The sequence below is a fragment of the Amycolatopsis sp. FBCC-B4732 genome (assembly GCF_023008405.1).
Classification (GTDB): domain Bacteria; phylum Actinomycetota; class Actinomycetes; order Mycobacteriales; family Pseudonocardiaceae; genus Amycolatopsis; species Amycolatopsis pretoriensis_A.
Genome location: NZ_CP095376.1, coordinates 6,391,761 through 6,411,949, shown reverse-complemented (window position 1 = coordinate 6,411,949; position 20,189 = coordinate 6,391,761). Strand labels below are relative to the sequence as shown.

The following is a 20,189-nucleotide window of genomic DNA, read 5'->3' as shown; positions in this document are numbered from 1 at the left end:
TGGGGCATTAGGTTCTCCCCGCGAGGTTGAACCACGCGCCGTCGAGGGCACGGCGCTTTGCCGCGCTTCACCGTCGGGGGTGTCAGGAGCGGCAGGCAGGTTCGGGTCCAGACCTCGAGTAAGGGGCCGACTCATGAGCAGATCCCGCTTACCCGCTCGCGCCACGACGGCGTTCTTCGCCGTCGTGCTGGCGGCCGCGCTGGGCGCGCCGGTCGCGGGCGCGGCGGACGCTCCGCTCGCCGACGGCGTCTCGCCGGCGAAGATCGACGACGCGAAGCTGCAGGGCAAGCTCTCGCCCCGGCTCGGCGCCGCGCAGGGCCGCGTCACCGCGTTCGTCGAGCTGGCCAAGAAGCCCGCCGTCGACGCGTTCACCGCCACGCAGCCGCAGGGCAAGGAGCAGGCCAAGCGAGCCGCTCGCGCCGCCAAGGCGGACACCGCCGCCGCCGTGGACTCGGTCGTGAACCAGCTGCGCTCGGGCAACGCCCAGCCGCAGGTCGTCACCCAGACCGCCAACGCCGTCCCCGGCGTGGTCGTCACCGCGGACGCCGCGAAGCTGCGCGAAGTCGCGAAGCGGGCGGACGTCGTCGCGATCCGCACGGTCGTGCCGAAGACCCGCACCAACGCCAGCGCCGAGCAGCTGACCAACACCCTCGCGGCGTGGCAGCAGACCGGCAAGTTCGGCGACGGCGTCCGCGTCGGCGTCATCGACGACGGCATCGACTACACCCACGCCGACTTCGGCGGCCCCGGCACGCCGGCCGCGTACAAGAGCGTCGACAGCACGAAGGCGACCCCGCTGTTCCCCAGCGCGAAGGTCGTCGGCGGCACGGACCTCGTCGGCGACGACTACGACGCCGCGACGGCAGGGAAGACCACCCCGAAGCCGGACCCGAACCCGCTCGCCTGCGGTGAGCACGGCACGCACGTCGCCGGCACCATCGGCGGCTTCGGTGTCACCGCCGACGGCAAGACCTTCAAGGGCGACTACAAGAAGCTGGACGCCAAGAAGGTCGACGCGATGCAGATCGGCCCGGGCACGGCGCCGAAGTCGCTCCTCTACGCCATCAAGGTGTTCGGCTGCGCGGGCTCGACGAACGTCACCTCGCAGGCGCTGGACTGGGCGCTCGACCCGGACGGCGACGGCGACTTCACCGACCACCTCGACGTCGTCAACCTGTCGCTGGGCTCCGACTTCGGCGCCCCGGACGACCCGGACTCGCTGTTCGTGCGCAAGCTCGCCGCGAACAACGTGCTGCCGGTGATCTCGGCGGGCAACGGCGGCGACATCAACGACATCGCCGGTTCGCCGGGCAACACCCCCGAAGCGCTCACCGTCGCCAGCACGCGTGACGCGGGCATCCTGCGCGACGCCGCCGAGGCCACCGCGCCGACCGCGGCCAAGGGTCAGAAGACCGGGCAGTACAGCCAGAACTACACCGGCTACGACACGCTGAACCTGACCGCGCCGGTCGTCGCCCTGTCGGCGGCGAACAGCGCGGGCTGCGCGCCGTACTCCGCCGATGACAAGGCGAAGGCGGCCGGCAAGTTCGTCTGGCTGGAGTGGGACGACAACGACTCGACCCGCGCCTGCGGTTCGGCCGCGCGTGCCAACAACGCTCAGGCGGCCGGAGCGAAGGGCGCCCTGCTTTCGTCCACTTTGGAGCACTTCAGCGCCGGCATCGCGGGCAACGCGGCGATCCCGATGTTCCAATTCACCGGCTCCGCCACGAAGACGCTGCGCGCGGCGCTGACCGCGGGCACGCTGCAGATCCGGCTCTACGGCACCGGGCGCGCCTCGGTCCAGACCTACGACAAGACGATCGTGGACACCCCGAGCTCGTTCACCTCGCGCGGCACCCGCGGCCCGGCCGTCAAGCCGGACGTCGCCGCGCCGGGTGACACGATCACCTCGGCGTTCCGCGGCAGCGGCAACGGCCGGACGGTCCTGAGCGGCACGTCGATGGCGGCCCCGCACACCGCGGGCATCACCGCGCTGGTCCGCCAGTCCCACCCGGACTGGTCGGTCGAAGAGGTCAAGGCGTCGGTCATCGACACCGCCGGCCACGACGTCTCCGACAGCGCCGGCCACACCTACGCGCCGCAGCGCGTCGGCAGCGGCCGGATCGACGCCAAGGCGGCGCTGGACAACCAGGTGCTCGCCTACGTCCAGGACGACCCGGGCGCGGTCAGCGTCAGCTTCGGCACGGTCGAGGCGTCCGGGCCGGTGACGCTGTCGAAGACGATCAAGCTGGTCAACAAGGGCGTCACGCCGGCCGAGTACACCGTCGCCTACCAGGCGGTCACCGCGCTGCCGGGCGTCGAGTACACAGTGGACAAGCAGACGGTGAAGCTGACCCCGCGCGGCACCGCCAAGGTCAAGGTGACGCTGAAGATCACCGACCCGAAGGCGCTGCGCAAGGTCATGGACCCGACCATGCAGGCCACCCAGGCCGGCCTGGCCCGGCAGTTCGTCGCGGACGCCTCCGGCCGCGTCGCCTTCACGCCCACCAGCGGCGCCAAGGTGCCGCTGCGGGTGTCGGTCTACTCCGCGCCGAAGCCGGTTTCGACGATTTCCACGCCGCAGTCGGTGAAGTTCGGCGCCGACGCCACCCAGGCCGTGCTGAACCTGGGCGGCAAGGGCGTCGACCAGGGCTCCGGCGCGCAGCGGTACCGCTCGCTGATCAGCGTGCTCGAGCTGCAGGCGGAGTCCCCGCAGCTGGCCGAGTGCGACGCGGACGTGGTCACCGACTGCACGCTGAACAAGACGGCCAAGGGCGGCGACCTCCGCTACATCGGCGCGGCTTCGACCGCTCCGCTGGCGAAGGCGCAGGGCGAGCCGGAGAACGCGCTCCTCGCGTTCGGCCTCTCCACGTGGGGCGACTGGGCGAACATCGGCAGCAACACCTCGCCGTTCGTCGACATCGACACCACCGGGGACGGGCAGCCGGACTTCGAGACCTACGTGACGAAGGCGACCGCCACGGACGCCCTGCTGGCCGTCACGGTCTCGCTGGGCGCGGGCTTCCCGACCGTGGACGTCCAGGCGGTCAACGGCCAGCTCGGCGACGTCGACACCAACGTGTTCGACACGAACGTGATCACGTTGCCGGTCTCGCTGTCCGCGCTGGGCATCGACGCGAACGCCGACAGCCACCGCATCTCCTACACGGTGGGCGTCAGCGGGTTCTACGTCGCGCCGGGCACGACGAACGGGCTGATCGACTACGCCGGCACGCCGCTTTCGTTCGACGCGCTCGCCCCGGGCTACTCCGTCCAGGGCGGCGGCGACGCGGCGCTGGGCTACGTCGCGAAGCCGGGCACGGCGCTGGTCGTCACCCGCAACGCGGCCTCGGCCGCGGCGGACAACGCGCTCGGGCTGCTCGCCATCGAGCACCACAACGCCGCGGGGAACCGGGCGAACGTGGTCAAGGTGGACGCCGCGCAGGGCGGGCAGGCGGCGCACGGCCGTCAGCCGATCGGGGCTGGTCACCACTAGTCCCCGGCAAGATCGATCTGTGCAGGACAGGGGCGTCTCCGGTGGTTTTCCGCCGGGGGCGCCCTTGCCCGTATTCACCCGATTGGGTGTCTCACCCTGCGGGAGGATGCGGCATAAGGGTGGTGCGGCTACGGCCATTTGTCTACGGCCGGTAACCTTCCGGCTGCTGGCGTTTTGTTGCGGTGGGCCATCGGTGCGGCCGGTGGTCCGGTCGACGGAGGTGTGTGGATGCGGCTCGCGGTGATCCCAGGTGACGGGATCGGGCCCGAGGTGGTCGCCGAGGCGCTCAAGGTGCTCGGCGAAGTGGCACCGACGGCGGAGATCACGAACTACGACCTCGGCGCCGCCCGGTGGCACTCGACGGGGGAGCTGCTCCCGGAGTCGGTCCTCGGCGAGCTCCGCCAGCACGACGCGATCCTGCTGGGCGCGGTCGGCGACCCGACGGTGCCGAGCGGCATCCTCGAGCGCGGGCTCCTGCTGCGCCTGCGGTTCGAGATGGACCACCACGTCAACCTGCGCCCGGCGCGGCTGTACCCGGGTGTCCGGGGACCGCTGGCCGACGCGGGCGACGTCGACATGGTGGTCGTGCGTGAAGGCACCGAAGGCCCGTACGCGGGCACTGGCGGCCTGATCCGCAAGGACACCGAGCACGAGATCGCGACGGAGGTCAGCGTCAACACGGCGTTCGGCATCCGGCGCGTGGTGGCGGACGCGTTCAACCGGGCCGAGGCCCGGCCGCGCAAGCACCTGACGCTCGTGCACAAGACCAACGTGCTCTCGTTCGCCGGTTCGCTCTGGTCGCGGATCGTCGAAGAGGTTTCGCTGGAGCACCCGGAGGTGACGGTCGCCTACTCCCACGTGGACGCGGCGACCATCCACCTGGTGACGGACCCGTCCCGGTTCGACGTGATCGTGACGGACAACCTGTTCGGCGACATCATCACCGACCTCGCGGCGGCGGTGACGGGCGGAATCGGGCTGGCGGCGAGCGGCAACCTGGACATGACCCGCCGCAACCCGAGCATGTTCGAGCCGGTCCACGGTTCGGCACCGGACATCGCCGGCCAGGGCCTGGCGGACCCGACGGCGGCGGTGCTGTCGGTGTCGCTGCTGCTGGACCACCTGGGCCAGAAGGAAGCGGCGCGGCGGATCGAGGCTTCGGTGGCGTTCGACCTGGCCACACGGGACCAGGCTTCACCGGGCGCGACCACCGCGATCGGCGACCGGCTGGCGGCGTTGGTTTCGTCCAATGTCCGGACGGCGGGCTGAGTTTCGTTCTCCGGGAAGGCCCCGCGTTTCGGCGCGGGGCCTTTTTCGTGCCTTCGGGTGGGCTTTGTGCTACGCGCTTTGGGGGCCGGTGAAGTCGTTCCCCGTCCGTTCGGGCGCCTGGACGCGTAGCGGTCTTGAATGAGTCGTTGAGGTCGCCGGAGGTCCTGAACGACTCGTTCAAGACCTTTCAGGGGAGCTTCGCCGACGGGCGGCCAGTCTCGTCCGGCGGCTCGGGCCGGATCGGTCCGATGACGCGGGTCGGTCCTGTTCGATGGTGGGGGTCGGTCCTGTCCGATGGTGCGGGTCAGTCTCGCTCGACGGTGTGGGCCGGTCCTGTCCGATGGTGCGGGTCAGTCTCGCTCGACGGTGTGGGCCGGTCCTGTCCGATGGTGCGGGTCAGTCTCGCTCGACGGTGCGGGCCGGTCCTGCTCGACGGTGCGGGCCGGTCCTGTCCGGCGGTGCGGGCCGGTCCTGTCCGGCGGTGCGGGCCGGTCCTGTCCGGCGGTGCGGGCCGGTCCTGTTCGATGGTGCGGGCCGGTCCTGTCCGGCGGTGCGGGCCGGTCCCGTCCGACGGTGCGGGCCCGCTTGTCCACATGGCCGCCGTGATGTGGACAAGCCGCCCGCCCAACGGCTTTCCGGCCGGTTCTGTCGGGGGCCGCCGATAGACTGGACCGGGGTCAGCCCCCAGGGAGCGGTGGGGCCTGTCCGGTGGGGGTGTTCCCGGATCGTGGGAGCTTGACCCAGTTTGTGGACTCCGCGCGAAACCCTGTGGCATGATGCGACCGTGACCAGCTTCGCGATCATTATCGACGAGCGCGCCGGACGGTAGCTCCACAAGAGCACCCGGCGCGCAACCTCTCGCACCCTTGCGGGAGGTTTTTTTGTTGCCTCGAAACGCTAGGAGATGACCGTGACCCGCCAGGAGCCCGCCGATACGCCGCTGGGTGACGCCTTCCACCTCTACGACACGACGCTTCGCGACGGGGCGCAGCGCGAAGGCATCACCTACTCGGTCCAGGACAAGCTCGCCGTCGCGCGGCTGCTGGACGAGCTGGGCGTCGGGTTCATCGAAGGCGGCTGGCCCGGTGCGCTCCCCAAGGACACCGAATTCTTCGCCCGCGCCGCGAAGGGCGAGCTCAAGCTGAACCACGCGGCCCTCGTGGCGTTCGGCGCCACCCGCAAGGCCGACACCACCGCCGACGCCGATCCGCAGGTCCGGGCCCTGCTCGACAGCGAAGCGCCGGTCATCACGCTCGTCGCGAAGTCCGATCTGCGCCACATCGAACGCGCCCTGCGCGTCGACATCGACGAAGCCTGCGCGATGGTCAGGGACACCGTCGAATTCCTCGTGCAGGAAGGCCGCCGCGTTTTCCTCGACGCCGAGCACTTCTTCGACGGCTACGCCCACTCGCCCGAGACCTCGCTGCGGGTCCTCGACGCCGCCGCCCACGCGGGCGCCGACGTCCTCGTGCTCTGCGACACCAACGGCGGGCAGCTGCCGCTCGACCTCGCCGGAACCGTCCGGGAGATCAAGGAAAAGACCGGATTCCGCCTCGGGATCCACTGTCAGGACGACACTTCCTGCGCCGTGGCGAACTCCGTCGCCGCGGTGCAGGCCGGCGTGACGCACGTCCAGTGCACCGCCAACGGTTACGGGGAACGGGCCGGCAACGCCGACCTCTTCGCCGTGACAGGGAACCTCGTGACCAAGCTCGGCATGGACGTCCTCCCGACCGGAGGAGCGGCCGAGCTGACCCGGGTCTCCCATGCCCTTGCCGAAATCGCGAACCTCGCCCCCTACACCCACCAGGCTTACGTAGGGGCGTCGGCTTTTGCCCACAAGGCAGGACTGCACGCGAGCGCGATCAAGGTGGATCCGTTGCTGTACAACCACATCGATCCGTCTTCCGTCGGCAACGACATGCGGGTGCTGGTCACCGAGATGGCCGGCAGGGCCAGCCTCGAGCTCAAGGGACGTGAGCTCGGGGTCGACCTTGCCGGCCGGCCCGAAGCGCTGACGAGCGCCATCACCAAGGTCAAGCGCCTAGAATCCGAAGGCTGGTCCTTCGAGGCCGCCGACGCCTCCCTGGAACTGCTGCTGCGCCAGGAGGCCGACGTCCCCGCCGAGGCGCCGTTCGAGCTCGAGTCCTACCGCGTGGTGCTGGACCACCGCGCCGACGCCGAAGTCGTGTCCGAGGCGACGGTCAAGGTGCACGTCGGCGGCCAGCGCGTCATCGCCACCGCCGAGGGCATCGGCCCGGTGCACGCGCTCGACGCGGCCCTGCGGAAGGCGCTGTCGCCGCACCTGTCCTGGTTGGACAGTGTGGAGCTCGCCGACTACAAGGTCCGCATCCTGCAGGGCCACCCGGGCACCGACGCCGTCACGCGCGTGCTGGTCGAAAGCACCGACGGCGAACGCGAGTGGACCACCGTGGGCGTGCACGGGAACATCGTCGAGGCCAGCTGGCTGGCGCTGTGCGACGCGCTGGTCCACAAGAGCTCGACCGTGGCCCCGGTCACTGTGACATCCGGGCCCCCGGCCCGGGCCGGGGGCTCCGCCACCCGGAACCCCCGAAAGCCGTTGGGTGGGCGGACGTAGACTGACGAAGTGCGCCTAGCCCGTATTGCTCATCCCGGTGGTGTCGCGTTCGCTTCGGTCGAAGGGGACGGCGACGACGCCCAGGTCCTGGAAATCGCCGAACACCCCTTCGGCAACCCCAACTTCACCGGCAAGCGGTGGCCGCTGGCCGACGTCCGGCTGCTCGCGCCGATCCTGCCGTCGAAGGTGATCGCCGTCGGCCGGAACTACGCCAAGCACGCGGCCGAGTTCGGCAACGAGGTGCCCAGCGCCCCGATGCTGTTCCTCAAGCCGTCGACCACGGTCGTGGGCCCGAACGCGCCGATCCGGCGCCCGTCCGGTGTCGGCCGCGTCGACTTCGAGGGCGAGCTGGCCATCGTGATCGGGCAGCCGGTGAAGAACGTGCCGGCCGCCCGCGCCGCGAGCGCGATCCTCGGCTACACGGTCGCGAACGACGTCAGCGCGCGCGACCTGCAGAAGTCCGACGGCCAGTGGGGCCGCGCCAAGGGCTTCGACACGTTCTGCCCGCTCGGCCCGTGGATCGAGACGTCGCTCGACGCGTCCGACCTGTCCTTGAAGGCCGAGGTGGACGGCGAGCTCAAGCAGGACGGCCGCACGTCCGACCTGGTCCACAAGATCCCCGAGCTGGTCGAGTTCGTCTCCGGCGTGATGACGCTGCTGCCCGGCGACGTCATCCTGACCGGCACCCCGGAGGGGGTCGGCCCGATCGAGGGCGGCCAGAGCGTCTCGATCACCATCGAAGGCATCGGCACCCTGACCAACCCGGTCGAGAACGTCTAGTCCCCGCTTTTCGATTCAGCGCCGGGCCGGCTCCATCGGCCGCCGGGCGAACGCCGGAGCGTGCTCCGGCCGCAGCCCGAGGCCGAGGAGCCGGGCCGGGAAGTACGACAGCCGCGGGAACCGCGCGAACAGCTTGATCATCGGCGCCGGCGGGCCGTTGCGCTTGCCCGCCATCACCGCGCGCATCACGGTCCGGTGCAGCAGCCGCTGCAGCCCCTGCACCAGCAGTGTCGGTGCCAGCCGCCGTCCGCGCACCTTCGCCAGGTCCGCCGGCGACGGGCGGCCCCGGCGCAGCGGCTCGGCCAGCAGCGTCGCCGCCGCGACCGCGTCCTGCACCGCGAGGTTGATCCCGACGCCGCCGATGGGCGACATCGCGTGCGCCGCGTCGCCGATGCAGAGCAGCCCGTCGACGTGCCACCTGCGCAGCAGGTTGAGCCGCACGTCGAGGAACTTGACGTCGTCCATCGTCTCCAGCTCGTGCACCCGGTCGGCGAACTCCGGGCAGATCTGCGTGACGTTGTCGCGGAACACCTCGATGCCCTGCTCGCGCAGATCGTCGCCCTTCGGGCCGAGGTAGGCGACCTGGAAGAAGTCGGGCCGGGGGAGCGGCACGGCGAAACGGCGGTCGCGCATCCTCGGCATGAGCATGCCGCCCACGTCGCCGTCCTTGCGCGAGAGCCGGAACCACCAGACGTCGAACGGGCAGTCGTACTCCCGCGGCACCAGATCGGCTTCGCGGCGCGCCAGCGACCAGCGTCCGTCGGCCGCGATCACCAGGTCGGCTCGGATTTCCCCGGTCTCGCCGTCCTTCGTGCGGTAGGTGACGCCGGCGACGCGGCCGTGCTCCCGGACCAGGCCGGTGCACTCGGTCTCCATCCGCTGGACGAACGTCGGCTCCTTGCGGGCGCTCTCGGCGAGCAGGTCGAGGAAGTCCCACTGCGGCACCATCGCGATGTACCGGTGGGCGACCTTCAACCGGGTGAAGTCGGCCAGCTTCATCACCTCGCCGTTCTCCTGCGGGAACCCGGCGGACGTCAGTTCGCTGTGCGGCAGCGCGTGGAACTTCTCGCCGAGGCCCAGCTCGTCCAGCAGTGTCAGCGTGGACGGGTGCACCGTGTCGCCGCGGAAGTCGCGCAGGAAGTCCGCGTGCTTCTCCAGCACCGTCACCTCGACGCCGGCCCGGGCCAGCAAAAGCCCCGTGACCATCCCGGCCGGCCCGCCACCGATGACGACGCAGCCCGTGCGTTCGGTCATCTCGACCATCTCCCCATCTATTCATCACTTGTTGAATAAGGTGAGGATGCACCCGCCGAACCTCGGCGTCAAGGGCTGTGACCGGGGATACGCTGATCGGGCTACGGCCCGGTGGTTGCCGGAAACCGTCCAAACGCGACTGTTGGTCGACTTTGCCCGGCCACGCCGCGGGATGGCCGGTCCGCGCTTGTGGACGGAACGGATCTCCAAGCACCGCAAGGGTTTTCGCGGAGTGGGAACGGTCCGCACCGGAGGAGTCGACGTCGCCCGCGATCGGTGTCGGGTAACCGGCAGAAGACGGTTCGCCAACTGGGAGTAGAGCGGCTGCGCCGGAACGGGCGTGCGCCAATCACCTCTTTGGCAGCGTCGCGAACGCGGCGGTTGCCCTAGCCTCACTGGGTGGATTTCGCCTTGGCACCCCGGACCCCTTCGCGAACCGCCTCGCCCGCCGCGGGAGCGTCCGAGCCCTGGGCGCCGCCCGAGTTGCGGCTGGTGTGCCTGGACATCGACGACACCCTGATCGACTGCACCGCCGCGATCCGCCGCACCCTCCACATCCTCACCGGCCGGGGCGACCTGTGGCCGCTGTGGGACTTGATCACCGAAGAGCACGTCGCCTTGGTCGTCGCCGGCGAACTCGACTACGCGACCATGCACCAGCGGCGCACGGACTGTTTCCTGGCCGAGCTCGGCATCTTCGCCGACGCCGAGCAGGTGAGCTCGTTCGAGCGCCGCCGAAGAGAACTGCTCGATCATTCGTGGCAGCTGTTCGACGACGTCCTCCCGTGCCTGGAGTGGCTCCGCGCGGCCGGCCTGGCCCTGGCGGCGGTGACGAACGCCTCGGGCGTCCACCAGCGGCGCAAGATCGCCGACCTCGGCCTGGCCCCGTTCTTCGACCACGTGGCCATCGCGGGCGAACTGGGCGTGGCGAAGCCCGACCCGGTGATGTTCCACACGGTGTGCCTGGGCATGGACTGCGCCCCGGACCAGGCGGTCCACATCGGCGACAAACTGGACACGGACGCGATCGGCGCCCGCGACGCGGGCCTCGGCGCGATCTGGCTCGATCGCGACGGCATCGGCGAGCGCGCCCCGGCGGGCGTCCACACGCTGGCCGGCCTCGCCGAGCTCCCTGAGCTGCTGGTTTCCGAGTACGCGACGATCGGCGTCCCCGCCCAGCGCCGAGCCGAGACCCCCGCTTTCACGGTCGGGAACGGCGTGCTCTAGTATTTCTCCTCGTGCGGTGCTGGACCGGCAAGCCGGGAAAGTACCTCACTGGGGTATGGTGTAATTGGCAGCACGACTGGTTCTGGTCCAGTTAGTCTAGGTTCGAGTCCTGGTACCCCAGCTGCGGAGAGTGACCCCCCCTGCAGAGCGAGAAATCGCCTCTGGTAAGTTCTCTCCAGCAAGAAAAACCGAAAAGCCCTGGGAAACCAGGAAGTTCCTAGCCCCCGTCGTCTAGCGGCCTAGGACGCCGGCCTCTCACGCCGGTAGCGTGGGTTCGAATCCCATCGGGGGTACCAGCAGTATCGAAGAAGCCGCGTCGACTCAGGTCGGTGCGGCTTTTGCTGTGTTTATGCCAGGGCGTCGGAGATTCTTTCCGCAGCTTGCGCCGACCTGGGTAAGTGCTTGGCAGGTAGTTCGACCATGATCGTTGCCTCATCACCCGGACCGTGTACGTGGACGCTGAGTCGGGTGACGTTCTTCCCGATCACGGACCTGCAGATGCAGGTGATGGCACGGGGACTCACTCACGCCGGACGCCAGCGTGAGTGAGGCCGCGGGCCATACCAGGCCACTGCTATCCGGTGGTCGGTCGCCGTTCCCACCGCCGGATCCGACGGGCCCGTCGTTCCTTGCGGCTCCGAGGCGGAGCTTTGGGAATCGGGGAATCAGGGCCGATCGTGGCGGAGATGGCGGCTTCGACGGGCAGAACCCGGTCCAGGCCTCCGAGCAACTCGTCGGATGCGCGGCCCAAGAAGGCGTAGACCGCGGCGACGTCGTCGGCATCGGGCGTCGCGCCACTTTCCGGATGTGGATCACTGGTCATGGGACACCGCCTTGAGCCTGAGGCTGAGCGTGGTCAGCGCGCGGGAGATGTTCTTGCGGACGGCAGCTTCGTTCTTGCCCGTCTGTGCAGCGATTTCCGCGTTGGTGTAGCCGTCCAGGTGCCAGGTCAGGTGCAGTCGCTGGGTCGGTGGGAGTGTGTCGAGCACGAGGCGGGCGTCGGTCGTGCTGTTCGCGAGAGCGACGACGTCATCGGGCATCAGGCCGGTATCCGGGTGATCGGGTACATCGTGGTGCGACCGGTGCGTCCGGTCCGGGCTGAGGCGCCAGTACGCCCGAGTAGCGGTCGTCCGGAGCCAGGCTTTTCTCGCCATGCGATTGTCGGACAGGGTGGCCCATTTGACCCACGCGCTCGTGAAGGCCGTTTGTGCCGCATCCCAGGCATCCTCGACGGACGCTCCGAAAGCCATGATCAGGAATCCTGTGAGAGGAGCCGACTCGGCGCGGTAGAACCGCGAGTAGTCGGCACGCAGACGATCCGCGCGGCTCCGGGTGGTGACGGGCTGCCGATCGAGCGAAGACGGCGTGAACAACTGCCGCCGTGCGTGGTGTTGCGCTTCGGTACGAGCTCCGTCATCGTCGGCCATGAATACCCGGCTCCTCCCCGGGCCCTCCGATGGTGACCCAGGTTCGGCTTCCTTGCCCGAACGTGGTGAGCGTACTGCCGGGCGGAGCGCCACGGGTGAAGTCCCGGACGATCGACCGCCGGATCCCGGAGGTCCGGCTTCGAGCTTTCGCGCAGATCCTGGCCATCGCCACGGCCGTACTGGCGACGGCGGTCGCGGCGACCACCAACAGAGAAGTCACGACGACTGATCACCTTCCCTCGGTGTGATGAGCTGGTACGTCACCTAGAGCGGCCGGAGGCGTGAACTGTGACATCGACGGGGAGCCGGCCTCGCGCGGACGAACGTGTGCTGGAGTCCTGAGAACCAGGTCGAGATATCGAAGCTGCCATCATCTTTCGGTGGCGCGGCGCCGCTTCTCGCGCAACTGCTCCCATGCTGCGCGTTCGGACGTGGCCGTGATCGGAGGTCTGAACAGGACATCCTTCACAGCGGCGGTGATCCGCACGGTTGCTTCGCGCCGATGGTCGGCCGGCACGCGCACTGCGTACGGACTGATGTGCTGCTCGCCGCCGAGCTCGTTGCCAAGTTCGGAGTACCGCAGGGTGAGTGCCCGTCCGTAGAGCGGGTCGAACTCGTGGGCCGGCCAACGGGGATGACGCAGGAGCGTCCGGTAGCGAAGTGCCGGAGCACGGTGAGTCACATCGATCGTGACCTCTTTGTCGTCTTCCCGCCGTAGCAGTCCGAGGTGCCGGCAGCGACTCCTGATCCGTGCGGACGAGACGGTCCGGCCAGGAGCAGCACCGAACCCGAACCGAGGGCAGTGATGAACCGTTCGACGCTGTACATCCGCAACGGTGGGCCGGCCGGGCCGGCTGCCGGGAACAAAGTGGCGGTGGTCGGCGGTGGTCTGGCCGGGTTGGCCGCGGCCACGCTGCTCGCCGCAGAACGGCGATGGGAGGTCACGGTCTTCGAAAAGAACGAAGTGTTCGGCGGCCGGGCCGCGGAGGGCCCCGGTGAAGGCGAGCACTGCACCCGGCTGCTGCTTCCCGACTACGACGCGACCCGCCAGTTGCTGGCTCGGGTACCGGGGGCTCGCGGGCACACGACCGTGGCCGACTCGATCACGCCGGTTCGGCGGATGGAATGGGGACCGCGGGGCGAGTGGATCGAGATCGATCACCTCAACCGGTTCCGGGCGTCCGGGCTCTCCCTGCGCGATCGCTGGACGATGTACCGACGCGGTAAGGAGAAGCCGTTGGTGGCGGCGGCTCACGGACCGAACCTCAACGTGTTCGGGAGCTGGCGGCAGTATTCGATAGCGAGCGCCGCCACGATGATCCGGCAGGCGTGGCGAACCGACCGGGTCTACGCGTTTCCCGGTTCGACAGACCACTTTCTCGTTGCTCCACTACGCAGGCATCTGCAGGAGCAGAACGTCCGCCTCAACACGAACCACGAGATCACCCGGCTGTCGTTCACCGACCAGGGCGACGATGTCTACGACGCCGTCGTCCTGGCTCTCTTCCCCAGTGATCTCGGCGTTGTGCTCGATTCGAGCCGCATCGCCCACCGGTTGCCGGCGTCCTTGCGCCATTCGCACTGCAAAGTCCTGACCGTCGAACTGGACGGACGCGAACAGGTGCTCGCTGACTCCCTTCCCCAGTTGTACTGCCGGGCGGGGATTGCGATCCTCGTTCAGCCTGCCGCCTCCCGGTGCGTCGTCCTGTGCACCAAGTCGGTGTCCACCGATGACGCTTACGTGCTCGAGCTGGTGCGGTTGTTCCTGCTGCTTCAGCACGGTTTCGGACGGGTCCGGGTCCGGGACAACCTGGCGCCGGGGGCGGCGGTGTGGTCCGCCACGATGCCGAAAGCCGCGAAGGTCCTGGCCGGCGGGCCGGCCGGTGTGTCGCTCGCCGGTTCGTGGCTGGCTTCGGGGTATCCCTACGACTCGGCGGAGTCGGCGATCCGCTCCGCCCAGCTGGCGGTCGAAGAGCTGAACCGAGCGGTGCGGAATCGCCTCACCACACCTTGAGCTAGGCCACGACGTCGGTGTTGTTCCTGGGACTGGTGGCGGGCGGTCTGAGGAGGTCCTGGCGCAGGAAATGCCGGGAAGCATCCTGCGCGTCGGAGATCATCTTGGCGGAATTTCCGAAGTCGAAGCCCTTGACGTGTCCCGTGGGCTGACCGGGAAGGCAGAGTACCGGCATGGTCTCCCTGGCGAACTCGATGTCGTTGACGTACTGGCGGTTGAGGGCGGCCGCGAACGCCGCCGTCGTCGAGTCCCGGACGTCCTTCGGCTCGCCACGGGTCGCCAGACGAGGACGGCCGTCGAACACGACGAGCGAGGCGGCGCCGAGATCGATCGCCTGCCGGATCGGGACGTTGGCGACGTAGCCGCCGTCGGCGAGCAGTTTGCCGTCACGCCGGATCAGGGGGAAGACGCCGGGAATCGCGCAAGTCGCCAGCAGCGCGTCGACCAGGTCGCCCTGCTCGAGAAGGGCTGGTTCTCCGGTCGCGAGGTCCGTCGCCACGCAGGCGAACGGGATGGTCAACTCGGCGAAGGACCGAGCGGTCACCTCGGCCGTGAACAGTCCGGCCAGCCTCTTGTTGCGGAACATGTAGTGCCCGCCCAGGAGGTTGCGCACCTGCCTGAGCCGGGAATCCCCGATCACCCGGGAGCGGTCACAACTGCTCCACACGGCGGTGAGCCGTGCGACCGCGTTCCGTGGGTCGTCGGCCAGGACGACGCCGTTGAGCGCCCCTGCCGACGTCCCGACGATGAGATCCGGGCGGACACCCGCGCCGAGGACCGCTGCCAGCATGCCGACTTGTGACGCTGTCGAGGCGGCACCGCCTCCGAAGACGAACGCGATCGGCGTCGCCAACCGGTGCGTCCGAGAAGTACCGGTCACGCGGCCGCCCTCCGCTCTGCGCGGGGCTCCGAGTTGCCTCCGGTTTCCAGTGCACGAACCGCTTCGCGGACGCGGTCGGTCAGCTGCCGGCAGTCGTGGCCGGCCGGGTCGATCGGCGCACCGATCCTGATCAAGACCTCCGGTCGGCGCAATTTGACCAGCGGCCACGGACGGGAACCGGCCCACACCCGGTGAGCACCGATCGCCCCGATCGGGACTATCGGGACGCCCGTCGAGAGCGCGATCGCCGCGGCGCCTCGGCCGTACTCGGCTGTCTCGGCTTCGTCCGGCGTCGTGATCCTCCCCTCCGGCATGATCGCGACGGACTCGCCGGCGCGGATCGCTGCCGCTCCGGCGGTGACCGTGGCGTCGGACCCGCGCAGTGCGGGCAACGCCCCGGTCGCGTGCAGGACCTTGCCGAAGGCTCCGAGGTGGAAGTACTTCTCGGCGATGACCAGGCGCGGTGAAACACCGAGGTGCCGGAACGCCAGCACTCCTGCGAACACGTCGAAGATCGATCGGTGGTTGGCGACGTAGACGGCCGGCCCCGCAAGCGGCCAGGAGCGTCCGCTGACATCGTCGAACACGACGTCGGCCAGCAGCGGCACCCAGCCCGCGGTGATCGTCGTCGCGGCTTTCCGCAGTGCCCGATCCACCCGGGTGAGCGCGGGCGCGTTGGGATGGGTCCGAGTCACCTGGCGTGGCGGCGGTTCCGCGGCCGGCAATCCCAAGACCGACCGGGGTGTGACTTCCGGATCGGTGCGTGCCAGCCTGCTGACCGCGTTGAACGCGGATCGGCAGGCGCCTTCGGCGGAATCCAGCGGATAGCTGTTCCGGGTGTAGCTTCCCGCGAAGAAGACGCGATCACCGAACGCCTGCTCGAGCGGGCGGGGGTCGACGTACTCACCGACGAACACGGCCTCCGAGGGCGAGAGATTCGTTCTGGTCCGCACCCGGAGCGGCGGATGGGCCAGGTTCAACTGGGCCGTGACGTGGTCGACGATGTACTGATCTTCGGTCGACTTGGGAAAGGCCGCTAGAGTGACACAGCGGCCTTCTGCGGGTTGCACGACGGTGGTGATGCCGGCGCCGGCGTAGATCCGGACCGAATCGGCTTCGAGGACTTCTTCGCGCGGATCGAGGTCGATCGTGAAGGCCTTGCAATGGGTGTGCCGACGACAGTCCATCGGGCGCGCGACACTCGACCTGTCGAGGAGGGCATAGGCGTCGTGTACGAACCCTGTGAAGACGACCGCGTCGTAGTGTTCCTCTCCGCCGGTCGTCCTGACTTCGACGCCGCCGGGCGTCCGCGATATCCGCTCGACGCGGCTGTCGGCTCTGAACTCGACCCCGCGGTCGCGGAGGAAAGCCAGCCACGGATCGATGAGCCAACGATCTGTCGATCCGGGCAGGGCGTAGGTGGTCGATTCGCTTCGTGAACTGGCCATCGCCCGGGTCAGGGAATGCGCTGACCAGTTCCAGACGGAGCCGAATATGTTCGAAGACTGTACGCTTCGCCGGGCGACGAGAATGGCCTGCCAGTTGGAACGCGCGATGGCCACCTTGTCTCGCATCGACAAGCCGGGAGTCTTGGCCAGGAATGCGTAGATGTGATCGATCTCGACCCAGGTCCCGTCACTGCGGTTGGCGAAGCGGTGGCAGCGCTGCAGTGAGTCGAGCACGGTTCCCCCTTCGGCGCCGGGGATCTCCTGGAACAAGCCCAGCAGGTATCGGTAGTCGGCCAGGAACAAGCGGGTGCAGTGCTCGCCCGAATCCGTGACGTTGGCGCGTCCGCCGAATTGCGCCTCGCCTTCCAGTACGGTGACCGAAACATCGGATCGGTCGGTGAGGTAGTGTGCCGTGGAAAGCCCGGAAATTCCTGATCCGACAACGCAGATCTTCATCAGCCACTCTCCGTCGCGTGTCGGTTGTGACACAAGAATTGTCTTGGGGGAGTCTTCGATGCAAACCCAGTCGAGGGGCGGCTTGGCCTTGTTACGGCGTCATCGGGTGGTCACTCCAATGCACTAGTGGTTGATGTTATTCGAAGAATAGAGCGAGAAAGGGAATTACCGCGGTGGCCGCCGACGGCTCAGTCCCGGAGGAAGGGCAGTACCGCGGCATTGAATTCGTCGGGACGCGAGCTGTGTATGCGATGGCCGGCATCGACGGTTGTCAGGCGACAATCCGGAATCAGCGCTGCGACGCGTAGCAGCCGGTCGAGTGGCGCGTAGCCGCGGGGTCCGCCGTGGAGGACCAGAGTCCGTGCTGTCACGGCCGGCAAAGCGGACCACCACTCGGGAGCGGGCTTGCTGAACTGCTGGACCACCGAGCGGGCCATCGAGCGGTCGAACGTCCACAAGCGAGACACCAGCCCGAGGTGCCGAGCCATGCGAGAAGAGCCCGCCAGCAACCCGACCCGGCTGAGTGCCGTCACCTCCTGGATCGGCGGTCGCATCTCCTCGAGCACCAAGCGGCGGACGAGCGCGGGACGGCATTGCGCGATCATGGTCGCGAAGCGGCCCCCGAGCGAGTGCCCTACCAGGTCCGCCTGGCCGACATCCAGTTCCGCCAGCAGGGCTTCGACGTCGAGCCGGAATTCGTCGAACGCGTAGCTGTCCCGGTTTGCGCTGAGGCCGTGGCCGCGTAGATCAGGTGCGATGACCCAACGGCCTGCCGTGGCCAACGCGGCGGCGAACGACTGCCAAGTGACAGCACTGCTTGCCAGACCGTGGAGCAACACGACCGGCGGTCCCGACCTCGGCCCCAGCATCCGATACGCGACTCGACCGCCGTTCACTTCGGCGAACAGTGGCTGGTGCCACCGGGCTTCAGGGTGCACCCGCGCCTCCGAACAGTGCCGTCGCCGTCGACCGGTTCGCCGTAAGGGATCCGGCCCTGACCCGCTCCGGCACCAGCTGCGTGGACCTTCGCATGCCGTCCAGTATCTGCCCACACGGGTGCGGTACGCCCTTCGACCGTCGGTCAGGTGACGGAGTTCGATGCTCGGAGCGGGGTTCCACCGACGTCGGACGCGGTCAGCCAGCACGCCGAAGTGCTTTGTGACTCGAACCTGATCACGACATCTTGATCCGTGGGGCTCAGGTGAGGCGGGCCGGTTGCGGGCGGGACTCCCAGCCCAGGTGGGCGGAAATCGTTGCCGCTGCCTTTGCTGTCTCCTCGCCGGCGGCCTCCAGACGCTCGCTCAAGCGGCAAGCCGGTGCCGAGACGTTCAACGCCGCCACCACGCGGCCGCGGAAGTCTCGGATCGGGGCTGAGACCCCTGCCAGCCCCGGCTCGAACTCCTCTCGGACCTGGGCGTAACCGGCCCGGCGGGCTTCCTGGATGCGTAGCCACAGCTCCGGCAGTGCAGGCGCCTCGGGAGCAGCGGCGAAGCGGACGTACAGCTCGTCCGGGGTGGCGTCGGACAGCAGCACCCGGCCCGCCGAGGTGCGGTGGGCCGGGACGCCTCGGCCTTCCCAGTCGTGGACTCGGAACGAATGGCCCGACACCGACAGCAGCGTCAACACCTCCTGGTCGCGCAGCACGCAGAGGTGGCTCGTCTCCTCGAGCTCGGCCGACAGTTCGCGCATCACCGGTTCGGCGGTGCGCACCAGGCGGTCTTCGACCGTTCGGGCGACCAGCGAAAACAGGCGCCAGCCCAGGCGGTAGCCGAGGGTGTCCGGGTCGCGCTCGACCACTCCCTCCTCGGCCAGGGCCTTCAAAGCGCGGGACACCTGGCTCTTCTCGCGGCCGGTGAGCTGGGCGAGGCGGACCACGCCCAGCTCACCCGCTCGCTGCGCCTCGGGGGAGGCCAGTGCCTCCAGCAGGTCCAGGTCGCGGCGCAGGCCGTGACCCTGGTGCCGGGCGGGGGTGGGCATGGCACGGAACGTACCGGGTTGGCGTCAGCGCAACGGGGATTGCAATCGGCGGGTGAGTCTTGCCCGGCGATTTCCGGCGAACCTACCGTCGGATCGGCCGCAGTCCCCATGAGCTGGAGCTCCCATGACTTTCGCGTCCACCGCGCTCATCGGTGAAGCCTTCGGCGGCGGGGCGGTGGCCGGGTGAAGATCACCGCCGTCACTCTCGATCGGCTGCGGCTCGAGCTCGATCCGCCGTTGTGCGCGGCCTGGGATCCGGATCCGCGCCGGTACTTCGACGCCACCGTCGTGCGCGTGCACACCGACCAAGGTGTCACCGGCGTCGGCTCCGGTGACACCATGGCCGGCTTCGAGGCCGTCGAGCACCTGTTCCTCGGTGAAGATCCCCTCGACATCGTCCGGCACGTCAAGGCGATCGAGACCGCCAACTTCCACGGCGGCCGCTTCTGGCCGCTGGAGGCCGCGCTCTGGGACGTCATCGGCCAGGTCGCCGGCCTGCCCGTGGCGGCGCTCTTCGGGAACGCCGCCCGCGCGCTGCCCGCGTACGCCTCCTCGGCCGAGCTGAAGCCGCCGGGGGAGCGGGCCGAAACCGCACTGCGGGCCCGGGAAGCCGGGTTCCGGGCGATGAAGATCCGGATCGACCGGGACCGCGTGGCCGAAGGTGTCGCCGCCGTCGCCGCCGTGCGGGAGGCGCTCGGCCCGGACTTCGGGATCATGGTCGACCTCAACCAGTCCTGGCGGATGGCCGGGGACACCGGCGCCGCGGCCGACCTGGCCGGGACGCGGAAGCTCGTGCGCCGGCTCGCCGAGCTGGACGTGCTCTGGGTCGAGGAACCGTTGCCCTACCACGACCTCGCCGGGTTCAGGACCCTCCGTGCCGAGAACCCGGGCGTGCGGATCGCCGCGGGAGAGATGCAGCACTCGGTGCCGGAGCTGCTGCGCTACCTGGAAGAGGACGTCCTGGACGTCTACCAGATGGACGTCGTGCTCGCGGTCGGCATGCTCCGCGCGCGCACGCTGGCCGAGCTGGCGCAGCTCAAGCACCGCGCGTTCACGCCGCACAGCTGGACCAACGGCATCGGCGTGCTGGCCAACCTGCACGTCTCGGCCGGCGTCGGCGGCGGGCCGTACTTCGAGTTCCCCTGGGACCCGCCCGGGTGGACGCCCGAACGCCGCGACTTCATGCTCGCCGAACCGGTGCTGATCAACGCCGCCGGCGAGGTCGAGGTGCCGCGGCGGCCCGGGCTCGGCGTCGAACTGGACGAAGAGGCGGTGCGACGGTGGCGGATCTGACCCGAGACGCCCGGCGCGCGCCCGAGACCCGGCCGTTCGTCGCGTCCACTTCGGACGAGACTTTCCCGG

At 69.2% G+C, this 20,189-nt stretch carries 14 protein-coding genes and 2 tRNA genes; 10 read left to right on the top strand and 6 right to left on the bottom strand.

Annotation, left to right across the window (positions count from 1 at the left end; all coding sequences use genetic code 11):
* The first annotated feature begins 133 nt into the window (after nucleotides 1-133).
* From MUY14_RS27990 to MUY14_RS27975, 4 genes are all read left to right on the top strand, one after another.
* Nucleotides 134-3,496 carry a S8 family serine peptidase gene (locus tag MUY14_RS27990; RefSeq protein ID WP_247013468.1) on the top strand — a complete coding sequence of 1,121 codons (3,363 nt, stop codon included), beginning with the start codon at nucleotides 134-136 and terminating at the stop codon, nucleotides 3,494-3,496.
* 228 nt (nucleotides 3,497-3,724) lie between these two features.
* Complete coding sequence (locus tag MUY14_RS27985; RefSeq protein WP_247013466.1) at nucleotides 3,725-4,765, top strand: 3-isopropylmalate dehydrogenase; 1,041 nt, start codon at nucleotides 3,725-3,727, stop codon at nucleotides 4,763-4,765.
* A gap of 910 nt (nucleotides 4,766-5,675) precedes the next feature.
* Entirely contained in the window at nucleotides 5,676-7,364 is a 1,689-nt protein-coding gene (gene cimA / locus MUY14_RS27980; protein ID WP_247013464.1) for a citramalate synthase, read from the top strand.
* A gap of 9 nt (nucleotides 7,365-7,373) precedes the next feature.
* Nucleotides 7,374-8,144: a fumarylacetoacetate hydrolase family protein gene (locus MUY14_RS27975; RefSeq protein WP_247013462.1), complete on the top strand. Its 771-nt coding sequence runs from the start codon at nucleotides 7,374-7,376 to the stop codon at nucleotides 8,142-8,144.
* 15 nt (nucleotides 8,145-8,159) lie between these two features.
* Here MUY14_RS27975 and MUY14_RS27970 read toward each other — a convergent pair whose 3' ends face one another.
* Nucleotides 8,160-9,398, bottom strand: coding sequence for an FAD-dependent oxidoreductase (locus MUY14_RS27970; RefSeq protein ID WP_247013461.1), 1,239 nt, complete (start codon nucleotides 9,396-9,398; stop codon nucleotides 8,160-8,162).
* A gap of 399 nt (nucleotides 9,399-9,797) precedes the next feature.
* Here MUY14_RS27970 and MUY14_RS27965 point away from each other — a divergent pair, with 399 nt between their 5' ends.
* The 3 genes from MUY14_RS27965 to MUY14_RS27955 all read left to right on the top strand — a co-directional run bounded on the left by MUY14_RS27965 (nucleotide 9,798) and on the right by MUY14_RS27955 (nucleotide 10,921).
* The gene (locus tag MUY14_RS27965; RefSeq protein WP_247013459.1) at nucleotides 9,798-10,625 is read left to right on the top strand and encodes an HAD family hydrolase; all 828 of its coding nucleotides are present in this window, start codon (nucleotides 9,798-9,800) and stop codon (nucleotides 10,623-10,625) included.
* 49 nt (nucleotides 10,626-10,674) lie between these two features.
* Nucleotides 10,675-10,746: transfer RNA gene (locus MUY14_RS27960), tRNA-Gln, on the top strand.
* Nucleotides 10,747-10,845: 99 nt separating this feature from the next.
* A tRNA-Glu gene (locus MUY14_RS27955) sits at nucleotides 10,846-10,921 on the top strand.
* Between the two features lie 516 nt (nucleotides 10,922-11,437).
* Here MUY14_RS27955 and MUY14_RS27950 read toward each other — a convergent pair.
* The gene (locus MUY14_RS27950; RefSeq protein ID WP_247013457.1) at nucleotides 11,438-12,052 is read right to left on the bottom strand and encodes an RNA polymerase sigma factor; all 615 of its coding nucleotides are present in this window, start codon (nucleotides 12,050-12,052) and stop codon (nucleotides 11,438-11,440) included.
* 95 nt (nucleotides 12,053-12,147) lie between these two features.
* Here MUY14_RS27950 and MUY14_RS27945 point away from each other — a divergent pair, with 95 nt between their 5' ends.
* Together MUY14_RS27945 and MUY14_RS27940 are read left to right on the top strand one after the other, a co-directional pair.
* A complete protein-coding gene (locus MUY14_RS27945) occupies nucleotides 12,148-12,300 on the top strand; it encodes a hypothetical protein (protein ID WP_247013455.1) in 153 nt (50 codons plus the stop codon).
* Between the two features lie 557 nt (nucleotides 12,301-12,857).
* Nucleotides 12,858-14,066 carry an FAD-dependent oxidoreductase gene (locus MUY14_RS27940; protein ID WP_247013453.1) on the top strand — a complete coding sequence of 403 codons (1,209 nt, stop codon included), beginning with the start codon at nucleotides 12,858-12,860 and terminating at the stop codon, nucleotides 14,064-14,066.
* A gap of 1 nt (nucleotide 14,067) precedes the next feature.
* Here MUY14_RS27940 and MUY14_RS27935 read toward each other — a convergent pair whose 3' ends face one another.
* The 4 genes from MUY14_RS27935 to MUY14_RS27920 all read right to left on the bottom strand — a co-directional run bounded on the left by MUY14_RS27935 (nucleotide 14,068) and on the right by MUY14_RS27920 (nucleotide 18,827).
* Nucleotides 14,068-14,946, bottom strand: a complete 879-nt coding sequence (locus MUY14_RS27935) for a patatin-like phospholipase family protein (RefSeq protein ID WP_281506186.1) — start codon at nucleotides 14,944-14,946, stop codon at nucleotides 14,068-14,070.
* Nucleotides 14,943-16,850: an FAD-dependent oxidoreductase gene (locus MUY14_RS27930; RefSeq protein ID WP_247013449.1), complete on the bottom strand. Its 1,908-nt coding sequence runs from the start codon at nucleotides 16,848-16,850 to the stop codon at nucleotides 14,943-14,945. Before MUY14_RS27930 ends, MUY14_RS27935 begins: the two co-directional genes overlap by 4 nt.
* Before the next feature lie 188 nt (nucleotides 16,851-17,038).
* A complete protein-coding gene (locus MUY14_RS27925) occupies nucleotides 17,039-17,788 on the bottom strand; it encodes an alpha/beta fold hydrolase (protein WP_247013447.1) in 750 nt (249 codons plus the stop codon).
* Nucleotides 17,789-18,047: 259 nt separating this feature from the next.
* Nucleotides 18,048-18,827 carry an IclR family transcriptional regulator gene (locus tag MUY14_RS27920; RefSeq protein WP_247013445.1) on the bottom strand — a complete coding sequence of 260 codons (780 nt, stop codon included), beginning with the start codon at nucleotides 18,825-18,827 and terminating at the stop codon, nucleotides 18,048-18,050.
* 183 nt (nucleotides 18,828-19,010) lie between these two features.
* On the opposite strand from MUY14_RS27920, the gene MUY14_RS27915 reads away from it, so the two are divergent.
* Nucleotides 19,011-20,120 (top strand): mandelate racemase/muconate lactonizing enzyme family protein, encoded by a 1,110-nt coding sequence (locus tag MUY14_RS27915; protein WP_247013443.1) that lies wholly within the window; start codon nucleotides 19,011-19,013, stop codon nucleotides 20,118-20,120.
* The last annotated feature ends 69 nt before the right edge of the window (nucleotides 20,121-20,189 follow it).